Below are 14,937 nucleotides of genomic sequence, written 5' to 3' on the forward strand. Positions count from 1 at the left end.
ACACTAGGCAGGCGTGGCTAAGAAGAACTATTCTGCATCCGCAGCGGACCTGGACAAGCAGCCGCTGGACGTGGCGCGCATGTTTGACGCGGTGGGCAAGAAGTACGACCTGACCAACACCATCCTGTCTTTTGGGCAGGATGCGCGGTGGCGCCAGCGCACCCGCCACCGGCTGGGGCTGCAGCCGGGGGAGAAGGTGCTAGATCTTGCCGCCGGCACCGCGGTGTCCACTGTGGAATTGAGCAAGTCCGGGGCCTGGTGCGTGGCCTGCGATTTCTCCCGGGGCATGCTGGCTGCCGGGCAGGGCCGCGCCGTGCCCAAAGTCGCCGGCGACGGCATGCGCCTGCCCTTTGCGGATAACACCTTTGATGCCGTGACCATCTCCTACGGCCTACGCAACTTCCACGACTTCGAGGCGGGCCTGCGGGAGATGGCCCGGGTGACCAAGCCGGGTGGGCGCCTGGTAGTCGCGGAGTTTTCCACCCCGATCATTCCGGTCTTTGGCCGGATATATAAGGAGTATCTGACCCGTTTGTTGCCGCCGATTGCCCGCGCGGTCTCCTCCAACCCGGAAGCCTATGTCTACCTAGCGGACTCCATTCGGGCGTGGCCCGGCCAGGCCGAACTTGCCCAGGCCCTCAACCGCACCGGCTGGGCGGGGGCCACCTGGGAGAACCTCACCCTGGGAATCGTGGCCCTGCACTCGGCAGTCAAGCCGGGGAGCGCAGCCTAGGACCACAAGGGGGTATTGCGGCGGGCCGCGTGTACCCCGGCACCGGCTAGCCGCCAGGCGCGGGCCAGGAGATCCTGGTCTTCCTCGGTGACCAGGTTGCCCATCAGCCGGGCGGCCGCGGGCATGAGCAGCTTGCCGGCTGGCCCGCGCAGCGCCACCGGCCCCGCCACCGGCAGAAATTTCGGGTACGTCAGCAACCGGGCCGCGGTACGCGCCAGGAGAAAGGCCCGGCCATAATGCTCGCGCAGCGTGTGTGGCCACGCGGTGTCCAGCTCGCCGGGCGCGGACCCGATCAGCTCCACCGCCAGCGCGGCGGTCTCTAACCCATAGTCGATGCCCTCCCCATTGAGCGGGTTCACGCACGCCGCTGCGTCCCCGATGAGTACCCAGTTCTTCCCAGCCACCCTGGAGACCGCACCGCCCATGGGCAACGCTGCCGATGCCACCTTTACCACCGCCCCCAAACCCCACTCGGCGCGCTGCTGCGTGGCATAGGTCTCCAGCAGTTTCTTGGTGTTGATTTTCGCCGGACGTGCCTGCGTGGATAGCGCACCTAAGCCGATATTGACCTGGCCTAGCTGCTCTCCCAGTGGGAAGATCCACCCATAACCAGGTTGGAGCACACCAGCGTCGTCTTTAAGCTCCACATGGGAGTGCATCCACGGCTCAGCAGCGCGCGGGGAGGTGGCGTATGCGCGCGCCGCAATGCCATAGACCTCGCCCTTGTGCCACTGCCGCCCCAGCTGCTTGCCAAAGGTAGAGCGCACCCCGTCTGCGACAATCACCCACTTCGCGCGCACCTCCTGCTCACCCACGTGGAAGCTACGCAGCCGCCCTTGCTCAATGCGCGGCGCCGTGGCATGGCCCTGGAGGAAGGAAGCACCGGCGGACGTTGCGGTATCGACAAGCAGGGCATCAAACTGCACCCGCGGCAGGGCAGTGCCCACCGTGCACGGGTAGGACTGCGGCCACGGTGCGGTAACCGAACCACCGAAACCATGCAACTTCAAACCCAGGTTGCGGTACCTCGCGTTCACCGTGATGCCCAGGCGGTCCAACTGGGCCATTGCGCGGGGAGTTAGACCATCACCACACGTCTTATCGCGCGGGAAACTCGCGGCATCCACTAACACCGTGTCAAAGCCCGCGCGGGCAGCATGAATAGCAGCGGCGGAACCGGCGGGCCCGGCGCCAATGACGGCGACATCGGCAAGCAAGGCAGAAGCAGAATTGGCATGGGGCATGCTCACAGGGTACTCAACTAGGTTTGTAGCCCGCGCGTGCACTAGGTTAGAAGGCGATATATCTGCACGTCTGACGATCCACAAAGGACCTTGGAAAACATGAGCAACGGCGACAACACCGTGGATCTGGGGGATCCCCAGCTCACTGCACGTGTGGCCGAAGGTGTAGCCGCTGTCGAGGAGATGCTGCGCGCCGAAACCAACCGCGGGGAGAGCTTTGTTAGCGAAAAGGCATTGCATCTAACCACCGCCGGTGGCAAACGTTTCCGCCCCATCATGGCGCTGTTGGCCTCTGAGTACGGCACGCAGCCCGGCTCAGCGCGGGTGATTAAGGCAGCCACCTCCGTGGAAATGGTACACGTGGCCACGCTCTATCACGATGACGTGATGGATGAGGCTGACCGGCGCCGGGGCGTGGAGTCTGCCAATTCGCGCTGGACCAATTCCGTGGCCATCTTGGCCGGCGACGCCCTCCTGGCGCACGCCTCCCGGTTGATGTCGCAGCTTGATACTCACACGGTGGAGCATTTTGCGGAGACCTTTGAGGAACTGGTCACCGGGCAGATGCGTGAGACCATTGGCGCAGGCGAGGCTAACCCGGTGGAGCACTACACCGCCGTTATTCGGGAAAAGACCGCAGTGCTGATCGCCTCCGCCGCCTATTTGGGGGCCTACCACTCCGGCGCCAGCGCAGAACACGCTGCGACGCTGAAAAAGATTGGCGCCGACGTGGGCATGATTTTCCAGATTGTCGATGACATCATTGACATCTTCTCTGCCTCCGAAGACTCCGGTAAGACCCCCGGCACTGACCTGCGCGAAGGCGTGTTCACCCTGCCTGTACTCTATGCCCTGCAGGAGGATTCTGCGGTGGGTGCCGAGCTGCGCGGCCTGCTTACCGGCCCCTTGACTGACGATGCCGCCGTGGCTCGCGCCCTGGAACTCCTCCACGCTTCCACCGGGCGTGCGCAAGCGTTAGCCGCCGTTCAGTCCTATCTGGACTCCGTCGAGTCCGCCCTGGACACGTTGCCGCAAAACGCCGCAACGGCCGCCCTGCGCCACTTGGCGGAGTACACCGTGCGCCGCGTGGGCTAAACGGCGCGGCAGTCGGTCCTGCGTGGCGCAGTGGCCTCTTATGCACGAAGTGGAAAGCATTTCTGAGCTGGAGATTTGCACATCGGTGGCCCCTGTATAGTAAAGTAACTTCCCGCACCGCAAGGTGCACGCCAGGTTGCCCGAGCGGCCAAAGGGAGCGGACTGTAAATCCGCCGGCATTGCCTTCAGAAGTTCGAATCTTCTACCTGGCACAACCACAAACCCCGCAGCATCGCGCTGCGGGGTTTCGCTGTGTCGGGCCGAGCAGCGGCCCGCCCGCCTATTGGGGGTCGAATGGGCTAATGTGGTGCATTTTCTGCGCGGAAGGCCGCAATTTTCGCAGGATCCGGGGCCTTCCGCGCCGAAAATGGGTCAGCGCGCCCTGCATCAACGCGCACCGCATCACCGCATCACCGCGTCACTGCGCACCGCGCCCCGACCTGTCCTGCGCCACTGCTGCGCCCTGCGCACCGCGCCCTGGGTTGTCGAGGGGTTGGGTGCTGGAGTGGGGCATCGGCAAGCTGAAGGTGGGGAAAGGGGCTGGGCAAATCTGCGGCAGAATGGGCGAGGAATTTCGGGGTTGACCTGGCGATTTGTGCATGCGTGGGCAAGCAGGTTAAATTATTGAAGTCCGCAACGGAGAGCACAACGAAATACAGTTGAGTTCAACGGCGAGGATACGCCCCCTTAGCTCAGTCGGCAGAGCGTTTCCATGGTAAGGAAAAGGTCGACAGTTCGATTCTGTCAGGGGGCTCCATTCATGTCTAGGTGCAGCCTAGATGTGGACATGGCGGTGTAGCTCAGTGGTAGAGCAAACGACTCATAATCGTTGTGTCGCGAGTTCAATTCTCGCCATCGCTACTGGGAAGGCCTTCGGGCCAGGGCATAGCCCGCGAAGACGCTTTGTCTCGGTCCCAACCTGCCAGGTATCTGGTAGGGTGTAAAAACGCCTAGGGGCGTGGCGCAATTGGTAGCGCAACGGTCTCCAAAACCGTAGGTTGCAGGTTCGAGTCCTGTCGCCCCTGCCAGCTGAACCCGGCAGCACCTTGCAGAAGGTAGCCGCCGGGTTCTTTGTTTCGCCCGTGTTGTCCAGGTGGTTTCCGGGCTCGAGCCGATGGCTAAATCGCCCGGGCACGCATCGTTTGCTAGGCTAGTCAAGGTTAAGCGTCGCCATCAACGGCGACACCCAGTTGTTTCAGGAGGAAATCACCGTGAGTGAGGACCAGCAGCATCGCCCCACTGGCAAGCGCCAGCTCGCGGGGACGGCCACCACCTCCTCGGCCGCATACACGGCCAAGCGCGCCCCGGAGCCGCGTGATGAGGACAAGCCGGGTGGCGGCGTTGCCGCCTTCCCGGGCGAGGTTGTCTCCGAGATGAAGAAGGTCGTCTGGCCTACCGGCAAGGAGATGGTGCAGTACACCCTGGTGACCTTCGCCTTCCTCATCGTGCTGACCGCGCTGGTGTGGAGCGTAGACACGCTCACCGGCCTGGGAGTTGAAGCGGTGCTCGCTCCTTAGGTAGAGTGGTTCCATAATCTTGTTATCCCGCTAGTCCGGCCCCGGACGGCGGGATTATTCATTACCCAGCGGCGCCCCGCCGCTTCGTGGCACACCCCAGGAGCAAACATGAGTGAAGAAAACACCCAGCCGGATCCCTTCGACGTCAACGAAGTGAACGTATCCTCCTTCGAGGACGACTTGGCGCAGGCGCAGAGCCAGACGGCGGAGTCCGCAGCTGCTGCCGAGGCCGCCGAAGCTCGCGCCGCCGCCGGCGTTGCTGCAGCGGCAGACAGTCCGGCACCGGCCAATGAGACCATCAACACGGACCTGAACACGGAGATTCCGGAGGGGGCATCGGCGGAGTTGACCCAGGCCGTGGAGGCCGTCGCCGCTCCGGAAGGGGAGGAAGCCGACAGCGAGTATAAGGCCCGCCTGCGCCAGTTCACCCGTGAACTGAAGAAGCAACCCGGCCAGTGGTACATCATCCAGTGCTACTCCGGCTACGAAAACAAGGTCAAAACCAACCTGGATATGCGCGCCCAGACCCTGGAGGTGGAGGATTCCATCTTCGACGTGGTGGTGCCCATCGAGCAGGTACTGGAGAACAAGGACGGCAAGAAGAAGCTGGTCAAGCGCAAGCTGCTGCCGGGTTATGTGCTGGTCCGCATGGAGCTTAACGATGCCGCCTGGTCCGTCGTCCGCGACACCCCCGGCGTGACCTCGTTTGTGGGCAACGAAGGCAATGCCACCCCCGTTAAGCACCGCGACGTGGCAAAGTTCCTGTTGCCACAGTCCTCGCCGGTCAAGGCAGGCGAGGCAGCGGCCAACGAGGCAGAGGGCGAGCAGGTTATCGCCATGCCGGAGCAGCAGGCCGCATCCAAGGTTACCCATGATTATCAGGTGGGCGAGGCCGTGACCATCCTGTCTGGTCCGCTGGCGTCTGTCTCCGCTACGATTTCTGAGATCGACCCGGAGACCGGCAAGATGCAAGGCCTGGTGTCCATCTTTGGCCGCGAGACCCCGGTGGAGTTGACCGCGAGCGAGATTGAGCGCGTGAACTAGCGGGGCATCGGCAAGCTAAGCTTGGCCAAGCAGGGCCCGGCCAAGCGCAGCACGGGCAGGCAAGGCACGGCCAAGCGCAGCACGGGCATTTTGTAGCCAGCGCACGGTGAACTAAGATGGAACGCCGTGCGCTTTTTGCATGCCATCATGGCGTGCGGGCGTGCAAGCAGATACGTTTCATCCCCGGTGGCCTGTATAAGGCGGGCATCCGGACGGGGCCCGGTTATTCATCGTGGCGGGGCGCCCGGTAACACAGGAATTGAGGTAATTCGATGGCTCCGAAGAAGAAGGTCACTGGCCTGATTAAGCTGCAGATCGAGGCAGGCGCTGCTAACCCGGCTCCGCCGGTGGGCCCGGCTCTGGGTGCTCACGGTGTGAACATCATGGAGTTCTGCAAGGCCTACAACGCAGCGACTGAGTCCCAGCGCGGCAACGTGGTGCCGGTGGAAATCACCGTCTACGAGGACCGCTCTTTCGACTTCAAGCTGAAGACCCCGCCGGCAGCTAAGCTGCTGCTCAAGGCCGCTGGCCTGCAGAAGGGCTCTGGCGTGCCGCACACCAACAAGGTCGGCTCTGTGACCTGGGAGCAGTGCAAGGAAATCGGCCAGACCAAGTTCGAGGACCTCAACGCTCGCGACATCGAAAACGCTGCCCGCATTATTGCTGGTACCGCACGTTCCATGGGCATCACCGTGGACGGCGCACCCGCAGACATGCCGCAGTAAAACCCATAATTTCACGTGGTAGGGCCAGCTTTCGGCCCGTGCTAGACCACACCAATCCAAGAAAAGGAATTGTATAAATGAGCACTAAGTCCAAGGCTTTCAAGGCCGCAGCTGCGCAGGTGGACAAGTCCCGCTTGTACCGTCCGCTGGAGGCCGCCAAGCTGGCTAAGGAGACCTCCTCCAAGAACTTCGACGCCACCGTGGACGTCGTCTTCCGCCTGGGCGTTGACCCCCGCAAGGCTGACCAGCTGGTTCGCGGCACCGTTTCCCTGCCGCACGGCACTGGTAAGGATGTCCGCGTGGCTGTCTTCGCTGAGGGCGACAAGGCAGCTGAGGCTAAGGCTGCTGGCGCCGACGTGGTGGGCACCGAGGAGCTCATCGCCGCTATCAACGACGGCAAGATTGACTTCGACGTGGCCATCGCTACCCCGGACCAGATGGCTAAGGTTGGACGCGTGGCCCGCGTCCTGGGCCCGCGTGGTCTGATGCCGAACCCGAAGACCGGCACCGTCACCCCGGACGTGACCAAGGCTGTGTCTGACGTCAAGGGCGGCAAGATCTCCTTCCGCGTGGACAAGGCTGCTAACCTGCACGCCCTGATCGGTAAGGCCTCCTTCGACGCTGAGAAGCTGGCGGAGAACTACGGCGCTCTCTTCGACGAGGTCCTGCGCCTGAAGCCGTCCTCTTCTAAGGGTGTCTACGTCAAGCGCGCTACCATCACCACCACCACCGGCCCGGGCATCCCGGTCGATCCTTCCGTGGTGAAGGGTTACGCTGAGTAAGCCTAGCTTGCCGATGCCCCCGGTGCCCCAGCTTTCCTGCCTGGGCCCGGGGGTTTCTTTGTGGGGGGTGTCTTTTGGCAGGGTGTTGGGCTTTTGTGCTGCTGTGTAGGGCCGGTCTTGGTTCTGTCGGGGCGGGGATTTGCGGGGCGGGCGAGGGGTGTGTATAGTTCCTAGCGAAGTTTGAGCGGAATTGCTTCCGCATTCAAAGTTCACCGAAGACCGTAGGTCATCCACACCGGATCGAAGGTCCCCGCCAGGGGCGGCCCACGCAGGAGACACTTTGCGAAAAGCTGTGATGGTTGTTCATCACCCACTGCGCCCTGTGCTCTTGCACGGGGTTCTTTTTGTAGAAGGACTCCGGCGGAAAACCTCAAGAGATGTTTCGAAAGGAGGCGAAGACTTACCATGGCAAACCCGAAGAACACCGCAGACCTCGCGGCACTGAAGGAGAAGATCGCTGGTGCTAATTCCATCGTTCTGACCGAGTACCGCGGCCTGACTGTTTCCCAGCTCCAGGAGCTGCGTAACAACCTCGGTTTCGATGTTGAGTACTCCGTCGCCAAGAACACCCTCTTCAAGATCGCTGCCGCTGAAGCTGGCATCGAGGGTCTTGACGAGCAGCTGACTGGCCCGACCGCTTTCGCGTTCATCAAGGGCGAGGCTGTGGATGCCGCCAAGGTCATCAAGAAGTTCGCTGATGACAACAAGGCATTCGTCGTCAAGGGCGGCTACATGGACGGCAACGCTCTGTCCGCTGCCCAGGTTGAGGCCATCGCCGAGCTGGACAACCGCGAGACCACTCTCGCGAAGCTGGCTGGCGCTATGAAGGGTTCTATGGCAAAGGCTGCGGCCCTGTTCAACGCTCCTGCAACCAAGATGGTCCGCACCGCTGCGGCCCTGCAGGAGAAGAAGGAAGCCGAAGCTTAAGTCGCCGCATTCGGCGCACAAGACAACACATCACCGGGTCGCGCTACGTGGCCCACACTAGGAAAGGATGCCAATCATGGCTAAGCTCACCAAGGACGAGCTCATTGAAGCTTTCAAGGAAATGACCCTGATCGAGCTCTCCGAGTTCGTTAAGGAATTTGAAGAGGTCTTCGACGTTGAGGCTGCTGCTCCGGTTGCAGTTGCTGCTCCGGGCGCTGCTGCTCCGGGCGCTGCTGCTGAGGAAGAGAAGACCGAGTTCGACGTCGTGCTGACCGACGCTGGCGCTAAGAAGATCGGCGTCATCAAGGTTGTCCGCGAGATCGTCTCCGGCCTGGGCCTGAAGGAAGCTAAGGAGCTCGTTGAGGGTGCTCCGAAGGCTATCCTGGAGGGTGCTTCCAAGGACGACGCTGAGGCTGCTAAGGCTAAGCTGGAAGAGGCTGGCGCTTCCGTCGAGCTCAAGTAATTTACTTGAACTGGCACAACCCCGCCCCATACGGGCCGGGGTTGTTCCCGTTTTCAACGGGTGCAACTTCAGCCCACAATTGTTAGGCAACCCAGGTGAGGGTTGCATCGTCGCACCTCCGGCCCTGAATCCATGCTTGCGCATTCAACACCGCATTCAACACTGCTTCTAACCGGACACCGGCAATCCGCAATGCCCATGTTGCGTGGCCTAATGGTCAGAATGTGTTGGTGGGGGTCAGTGGATGGTGCCCCCTTTTCTGGGCCTAACGGTCAGCGGTCCGTTGCGGCCGCTCAAGACGCGGTTAGAGTGTAGGGATGGATTCAGCACAGATTGTCAAGCAATACGCCGTCGACGTTGAACGCGTGGGCCTGAAGCACTACCGCGCGACCTCGCCCAGCGGGGCGCAGGTGGACTACGGACAGGGGGAGGGGCTGCTTACTCCCGTGGAGTTGCTGCTTGCTGGCGTCGCGGGGTGTGCGGCGGTGGACGTGGATGTGGTGACTGCGCGCCGCAGCGAGCCGGAGCGCTTCAATGTCCACGTGGAGGGCGACCGCGTCAATGAGGACGGCGCCTCGCGCCTGTCTGCTGTGCGCGTGAGCTTCGACGTCCAGTTCCCAGATACCCCGGAGGGCCGCCAAGCCCAGAGCATGCTGGGCCGGCTCATTGAAGTTAGCCACGACAAGGACTGCACGGCTTCCCGCACGGTGGAGCACCCCACCGAGGTCACCTTCGATCACAAATAAGCGGCGATTTCCGCGATAGCTTCCGGCGAGCCGGCATCGTGGGGCAGCCACGGCACATTCCACATCGCTAGCCCGGGCAGGCGCTCGCGCAGCAAAGCTATCGCCTCTTCCTCCGCGGCGCGCCGCCCGCTCAAAAAGGCGTCCGCCCCCTCCGGGACGCGTCGGTTAAGAAAAATCCCGCCCACATGCACGCCGCTGGCGCTTAACTGTCCGTGAAACTCGACGGACTCCAGCACAGGTAGGCGCTCTGCGGTGGCTACCAGGTAAAACGTGGTGCGCTGCGGGTTGCTCAGCTCGTTGCGCAGCAACTCGAAGCGCCGCCGCCGTTGCAGCAGCGTGGCCCTAATTTTGCGGTTGCGTTCCTCTACCGGGTCCGGCCCGGACAGGCCGCGCAGCGCAGCACCAAACTTGTCTGCCTTTTCCCGCCGCGCTAGCAAGCCGTCGGTGTAGGCAGCCATGATTTCCGGCAGTGCCATCAACCTCGCAGTGTGCCCCGACGGTGCGGTGTCAAACACGATGTGCGCATAGTTTGCCTGTTCCCCCAGCACCTGCGCCATCCGCTCCAGCAGCGCCGCCTCATGCGTGCCTGGGGACTGGCGAGCTAGCTCAATGTGCTTGTGCACCTCCCCGCGCAGGTGCCGGGGCATCAGGTCTTCCATAGAGCGCCGCACCCGCGCCAAGTGCTCTTCTGTGGTTCGGGCGGGATCTAATTCCATCAGGGACAGGTGCGGGCGGACGGGGGTGGGGGCATCGGCAAGCTCAGTGCCCCATACGTGACCCAAATTGTGGGCAGGATCTGTAGACACCAGCAAGGTCTCCCGCCCGGCGGCTGCCAGGGCGAAGGCGGTAGCGTTGGCCAGGGTGGTCTTGCCCACGCCGCCCTTGCCGCCGAAGAACACGATGGGAGTGGGGTTTAGCAGCATGAGATGTTGTCCAGAGGGGAGCGCTCCAGGCCCATTCGCGTGTGCCACGCGTGGACGTCCTCGTAGATGAGCGGCAGCAGCTCCAAGGTGTAGAAGGTGGCGGGGTTGTCCAGGCCCAATGCTTCGGAGAAGACCAGCAGCATAAACAGGTCGTCTTCTTGCTGTTGGGCCCGGGCGAAGGTGGCGCGGTAGGGAGCCTTGTAGTACTCGTCCAGGCCGCGCCCGAAGGCTTTGACCATTAGGCCGAGCTTATCCAGCATGAACTGGGGCGGGGGCATCGGTGTCGCTGTCGCTCCACTGGACCTGCGGGGAGCGGCGGGCGCGGCCGATGGCGGTGAAGGATTCCACAATCACCCACACGGCGGCGATGATGATAATGACGTCAATGACCAGCAGCAGCCAGTTCTGTGCCGCCCACAGGGTACGCAGCTGCAGCACTGCCGCCCACAGGGACATCACGGTCACGACGCACAGCGGGATTAGCACCGGCCACGTGGGGCGGCGCAGGTGGGTGAGGATGACCACCAGGATAGACAAGGTCAGGCCGGCCATGAGCTGGTTGGTGGTGCCGAACAGCGGCCAGATCAGCATGCCGCCAGAACCGTCGAGGCCCGTGGAGAACGTCAGGCCAAAAGCGCAACCGACGGCGATGATGGTGGCCACCACGCCGGAGAGCTTGAAGCCCAGCAGCTCCGCCATCTCCTCGACCACCAGGCGCTGCAGGCGTACACCGGAGTCCATGGTGGTGGCGGCGAAGAGCACCGCCATAGTGGCCAGGATGGTCGCGGAAAGGGAGGTGGGGATGCCCAGGCCCTCGTTGATCAGCGAGCCGCCGCCTTGAACAAACGCGCCCACACCGCCGGCGTTCCACTCGTGGTAGATTTCCTGCCAGTTTGCCAGGGTCTTGAAGCCGGACGTGGTGGCAACGATGGTGCCCAGGGCCAGCAGGCCTTCGCCCACGGAACCGAAGTAGCCGACAAAGCGGGCGTCAGTTTCCTTGTCCAGCTGCTTAGAGGAGGTACCGGAGGACACAATGCCGTGGAAACCAGAGATAGCTCCGCAGGCGATGGTGACAAACAGCAGCGGGAAGATGGACGGGGTGCCGTCGGGAACGTCCGCGTTGAAAGCGGGGGCGGCGACATCCGGCCGGGTGATCAGGAAGGAAGCATAGAGAATCAGCAGACCCACAAAGAGCTGAAGGCCGTTGATGTAGTCGCGCGGCTGCAACAGCACCCACACCGGCAGCATGGAGGCCGCAAAGGCGTAGGCGAACAGGATGATGATCCAGATGCCCCGGTCCGGGATACCCAGGACAGTCTCCGGCAGGGCCAGCGGGACGCGGTCGCCAATGATCATCAGCGCATAAAGGGCAGTCACGCCCACCACTGAGACGATGGGCAGGTTCCACTTCAGGCGGTAAATTGCTTGGCCAATCAGCACTGCTACCACGATGGCGCCCCAGGTGGGGATAACTGCGGTGGGCGTGGAGATGAGCAGATTTGCAATCACCACCGCGAAGGCCGCGTTGACCATCAGCAGCAGCAGGAAGATAACCACCAGGAACAGGTTGCGCCCGCGCGCGCCAATGTAGCGCCCGGAGAGCGTGCCGATGGACTGTCCGCGGTGGCGCTGCGACGCCCACAGCGCGCCCAGGTCGTGCATACCGGCGAAGAACACCGTGCCCAGCGTGACCCACAGGAACGCCGGCACCCAGCCCCAAATCACGGCCACTGCCGGGCCGATAATGGGCGCGGCACCCGCCACGGAGGTGAAGTGGTGGCCCCACAGCACGTACTTATTGGTGGGGACGTAGTCTACGCCGTCTTCCATGGTGTGGGCCGGGGTCAGGTAGGACTCCGAAAGCCGGTAGATTTTGGCGCCGAGGAAGCGCGAATACAATGCGTAGCCCGTCAGCATCATCGCGAGGCCGACGATCACGAGCGCGAGAGAGTTCATGAGGCTCCTGCCAAGGGTCGGGGGCGGTCAATGCGATGTGACGCGCCACCTGAATATACGGGTGCGGCGCATCACAGTGCGCCAAATTATGCCACGGGCATAGATTTTTGGGAAGTGGATCCCACGGTGGGGGTGCTGTCCGCGCGCCTGTGCCGCGGGCGCCGGGTGTTTATTTGGCCACGTTATCGGCTATTCTGTTACACCGTGAGCGAGCACAAGATTACTGAAGCACAAGACGTCCCCGAGCAGCTGCGTATTCGCCGCGAAAAGCGCGCGCGCCTGCTGGCCAATGGCACGCAGGCCTACCCCGTGAGCGTTGCGCGCACCTTATCGCTGGCGCAGTTGCGCGCTCAGTACGTGGTGCTTGCCGATGCCCCCTCCGCCGACGCCCAGCCTGCCGATGCCGCTGCTCCCGCCCAGCCTGCCGATGCTGGCGCAGATTCCAGCGCCGCCGCAGGCGCGTCCGATTCCGCAGACGCCTCTGAGCCTGACGTGACGCACCTGCGAGCTGGCGAGGAGACCCAGGACGTGGTCTCGATTGCCGGGCGGCTTATCTTCATGCGCAACACCGGCAAGCTGTGCTTTGCCACGCTGCAAGATGGCGATGGCACGCAGGTTCAGGCCATGCTGTCCCTGGCGGAGGTTGGCGAGGAAGCCCTGGCAGCCTGGAAGGCCGACGTGGACTTGGGTGATTTCATCTCGGTGACTGGGCGGGTCATTGCCTCGCGCCGCGGGGAGCTGTCGGTAATGGCTAGCTCGTGGGCTATGGCGTCGAAGGCGCTGCGCCCGCTGCCAGTGTCTTTCGCGGAGATGAACGAGGAAACCCGCGTGCGCCAACGCTATAACGATCTGATTGTGCGTGAAGATGCCCGCAAGAACGCAATGACCCGCATCCAGGTTATTCGCGCCCTGCGCCGCCACTTGGAGGACCAGGGCTTTAATGAGATTGAAACCCCCATGCTGCAGACGCTGCACGGCGGCGCGGCAGCCCGGCCCTTTGTCACGCACTCTAATGCACTAGATATTGACCTGTACTTGCGCATTGCGCCGGAACTATTCTTGAAGCGCGCGGTAGTGGGCGGCATCGACAAGGTCTTTGAGATTAACCGCAACTTCCGCAACGAGGGTATCGACAAATCGCACTCGCCGGAATTTGCCATGCTGGAGATTTACGATGCCTGGGGCGACTACACCACCATCGCCCGGACCATCCGCGAGGCCATCCAGGCTGTGGCACTGTCCGTCTTTGGTTCACACGTGGTCACGCTTGCCGATGGCACCGAGTACGACCTCGGCGGGGAGTCCTGGCCGGAAATTGAGATGTACCCTTCGCTCAACGAGGCTCTGGCGCGGAAGGTCCCCGGCCAGCCGGAAGTCACCATTGATTCGACGGTGGATGAGCTCAAGGCCTTGGCCAAGGTCATCGGCTTGGACGTGCCCAAGGACGGCGGCTGGGGTCATGGCAAGCTGGTGGAAGAAATCTGGGAGCTGCTGTGTGAAGACCAGCTAGAGGGGCCCATCTTTGTGAAGAATTTCCCCGTAGAGACCTCCCCGCTGACCCGGGATCACCGCGAGCTGCCGGGCGTGACGGAGAAGTGGGACCTCTACGTCCGCGGCTTTGAGCTGGCTACCGGGTACTCGGAGCTGGTGGACCCGGTGATCCAGCGCGAGCGCTTCGAGGACCAAGCGCGCCTTGCCGCCGGCGGCGATGATGAAGCAATGGTGCTTGACGAGGAATTCCTCGCCGCCATGGAACAGGGCATGCCGCCTACTGGTGGCGCTGGCATGGGCATCGACCGCCTGCTCATGGCGTTGACCGGCCTGGGCATCCGGGAGACGGTGCTCTTCCCGATCGTCAAGCCAGACGCCCGCTAATCGCCCGGCCGCCCGCTTGCGCGCTGCACGCTGACTGCGCGCGCTTATCCGCGCCCGCCCACTTGCGCGAGCCAGCCGCAGACTGACTGCGCGTTAACCGGCTGCCCGCCCGGACGCCCGCCGACGCGTGCCAGCCGCGGCACGCGAAAGCCCCCAACCTTGTGGCTGGGGGCTTTGCTGTGCGGGCGTTAAGCTGCGGGGATACCGAAGTTCTGCACCAACCACACCGAACCATTCGGCGCATAGTACACGCCCACACCAATGTGGGTGGCGTTCGGGTCTAGTAGGTTCGCACGGTGAGCGGGCGAGTTCTCCCAGTCCTGCAAGATGGTGTTGAAAGAAATGTGCGTGGTGGAGTACGCCAGGTTCTCGCCAACGAAGAACGTCCGGCCGCCCTCAGAATAGGGGCCGATCGGCGCGGCAGCGGCGCCGCGGTGGACCATATGGCCCCGGTTACCGATCTCGCGAGCCCACTCTTGCGCCTTGTCGTTGAGGTAGGGTGAAGACTGCAGGGCTGGCAGGCCGCGGGCAGTACGCCAGGCATTGGTGGCATCGATAAGCTGCTGCTGAGGGTTGAAGGCGGGGGCCGCATGCTGGGAGGAAAGCTGCGCGGGCAGCACCTTGTCCAGGGCCGGCAACGGGGGCAGCAGGCCAGCAAACATGCTGGTCACGCTGGAAATAAAGGCGGTTATTGCAGCCATGATTTGCTTATCAAGCGGCACGGGGGACTCCTTGTTCTTCTGATAACTACAGACAGTGTAGTCCCCGGCAGGAATTGTAGGGACGTGTGCGTTATCGTCCAGGTTTAGGCCGGTGTTACACCGCGCGGGTGCCGGTGGAGATGGTCACAAATCCCGCCGCTGGGATTACGCGCGTGCCTCCCCACGCTGTAGGGTTAGGCGAATTT

15 protein-coding genes and 4 tRNA genes are annotated in these 14,937 nt (G+C 63.0%); 14 read left to right on the forward strand and 5 right to left on the reverse strand.

Going from position 1 to position 14,937, the window contains the following annotated elements:
* Positions 1-13 precede the first annotated feature (13 nt).
* Entirely contained in the window at positions 14-733 is a 720-nt protein-coding gene (locus G7Y31_RS01630; RefSeq protein ID WP_268896602.1) for a demethylmenaquinone methyltransferase, read from the forward strand.
* On the opposite strand, the gene G7Y31_RS01635 is transcribed toward G7Y31_RS01630, so the two are convergent.
* Positions 730-1,977, reverse strand: a complete 1,248-nt coding sequence (locus G7Y31_RS01635) for a geranylgeranyl reductase family protein (RefSeq protein WP_165008843.1) — start codon at positions 1,975-1,977, stop codon at positions 730-732. The two genes, G7Y31_RS01630 and G7Y31_RS01635, sit on opposite strands and share 4 nt — an antisense overlap.
* Before the next feature lie 99 nt (positions 1,978-2,076).
* On the opposite strand from G7Y31_RS01635, the gene G7Y31_RS01640 reads away from it, so the two are divergent.
* The 12 genes from G7Y31_RS01640 (at position 2,077) to G7Y31_RS01695 (ending at position 9,276) form a co-directional block, all read left to right on the forward strand.
* Positions 2,077-3,072, forward strand: coding sequence for a polyprenyl synthetase family protein (locus G7Y31_RS01640; protein ID WP_165008841.1), 996 nt, complete (start codon positions 2,077-2,079; stop codon positions 3,070-3,072).
* 130 nt (positions 3,073-3,202) lie between these two features.
* A tRNA-Tyr gene (locus G7Y31_RS01645) sits at positions 3,203-3,284 on the forward strand.
* A 469-nt stretch (positions 3,285-3,753) separates the two neighbouring features.
* Positions 3,754-3,829, forward strand: a tRNA-Thr gene (locus tag G7Y31_RS01650).
* A gap of 32 nt (positions 3,830-3,861) precedes the next feature.
* Positions 3,862-3,933, forward strand: a tRNA-Met gene (locus G7Y31_RS01655).
* Positions 3,934-4,024: 91 nt separating this feature from the next.
* Positions 4,025-4,100: transfer RNA gene (locus tag G7Y31_RS01660), tRNA-Trp, on the forward strand.
* Positions 4,101-4,283: 183 nt separating this feature from the next.
* Positions 4,284-4,589: a preprotein translocase subunit SecE gene (gene secE / locus G7Y31_RS01665; RefSeq protein ID WP_165008839.1), complete on the forward strand. Its 306-nt coding sequence runs from the start codon at positions 4,284-4,286 to the stop codon at positions 4,587-4,589.
* A 108-nt stretch (positions 4,590-4,697) separates the two neighbouring features.
* Complete coding sequence (gene nusG / locus G7Y31_RS01670) at positions 4,698-5,633, forward strand: transcription termination/antitermination protein NusG (RefSeq protein ID WP_165008837.1); 936 nt, start codon at positions 4,698-4,700, stop codon at positions 5,631-5,633.
* 272 nt (positions 5,634-5,905) lie between these two features.
* Positions 5,906-6,358 carry a 50S ribosomal protein L11 gene (gene rplK / locus G7Y31_RS01675; protein WP_165008835.1) on the forward strand — a complete coding sequence of 151 codons (453 nt, stop codon included), beginning with the start codon at positions 5,906-5,908 and terminating at the stop codon, positions 6,356-6,358.
* Between the two features lie 77 nt (positions 6,359-6,435).
* Positions 6,436-7,140: a 50S ribosomal protein L1 gene (rplA, locus tag G7Y31_RS01680; RefSeq protein ID WP_165008833.1), complete on the forward strand. Its 705-nt coding sequence runs from the start codon at positions 6,436-6,438 to the stop codon at positions 7,138-7,140.
* 405 nt (positions 7,141-7,545) lie between these two features.
* Positions 7,546-8,067, forward strand: coding sequence for a 50S ribosomal protein L10 (rplJ, locus tag G7Y31_RS01685; protein ID WP_165008831.1), 522 nt, complete (start codon positions 7,546-7,548; stop codon positions 8,065-8,067).
* 76 nt (positions 8,068-8,143) lie between these two features.
* Positions 8,144-8,530: a 50S ribosomal protein L7/L12 gene (rplL, locus tag G7Y31_RS01690; protein WP_165008829.1), complete on the forward strand. Its 387-nt coding sequence runs from the start codon at positions 8,144-8,146 to the stop codon at positions 8,528-8,530.
* Between the two features lie 317 nt (positions 8,531-8,847).
* Positions 8,848-9,276: an OsmC family protein gene (locus G7Y31_RS01695; protein ID WP_165008827.1), complete on the forward strand. Its 429-nt coding sequence runs from the start codon at positions 8,848-8,850 to the stop codon at positions 9,274-9,276.
* On the opposite strand, the gene G7Y31_RS01700 is transcribed toward G7Y31_RS01695, so the two are convergent.
* Genes G7Y31_RS01700 through G7Y31_RS01710 form a run of 3 tightly spaced genes read right to left on the reverse strand, consistent with a single transcriptional unit; the run spans position 9,267 to position 12,155 of the window.
* Positions 9,267-10,199, reverse strand: coding sequence for an ArsA family ATPase (locus tag G7Y31_RS01700; RefSeq protein WP_165008825.1), 933 nt, complete (start codon positions 10,197-10,199; stop codon positions 9,267-9,269). The two genes, G7Y31_RS01695 and G7Y31_RS01700, sit on opposite strands and share 10 nt — an antisense overlap.
* On the reverse strand, positions 10,190-10,459 hold the full coding sequence (locus G7Y31_RS01705) for a cory-CC-star protein (RefSeq protein WP_165008957.1): 270 nt from the start codon (positions 10,457-10,459) through the stop codon (positions 10,190-10,192). Before G7Y31_RS01705 ends, G7Y31_RS01700 begins: the two co-directional genes overlap by 10 nt.
* Positions 10,449-12,155 (reverse strand): carbon starvation CstA family protein, encoded by a 1,707-nt coding sequence (locus tag G7Y31_RS01710; protein ID WP_165008823.1) that lies wholly within the window; start codon positions 12,153-12,155, stop codon positions 10,449-10,451. Before G7Y31_RS01710 ends, G7Y31_RS01705 begins: the two co-directional genes overlap by 11 nt.
* A gap of 204 nt (positions 12,156-12,359) precedes the next feature.
* Here G7Y31_RS01710 and lysS point away from each other — a divergent pair, with 204 nt between their 5' ends.
* The gene (gene lysS / locus G7Y31_RS01715) at positions 12,360-14,030 is read left to right on the forward strand and encodes a lysine--tRNA ligase (RefSeq protein WP_165008821.1); all 1,671 of its coding nucleotides are present in this window, start codon (positions 12,360-12,362) and stop codon (positions 14,028-14,030) included.
* A gap of 188 nt (positions 14,031-14,218) precedes the next feature.
* On the opposite strand, the gene G7Y31_RS01720 is transcribed toward lysS, so the two are convergent.
* Positions 14,219-14,752, reverse strand: a complete 534-nt coding sequence (locus G7Y31_RS01720; RefSeq protein WP_165008819.1) for a CAP domain-containing protein — start codon at positions 14,750-14,752, stop codon at positions 14,219-14,221.
* Between the last annotated feature and the right edge of the window lie 185 nt (positions 14,753-14,937).

Origin of the sequence: Corynebacterium lizhenjunii (genome assembly GCF_011038655.2) — a bacterium.
Lineage (GTDB): Bacteria > Actinomycetota > Actinomycetes > Mycobacteriales > Mycobacteriaceae > Corynebacterium > Corynebacterium lizhenjunii.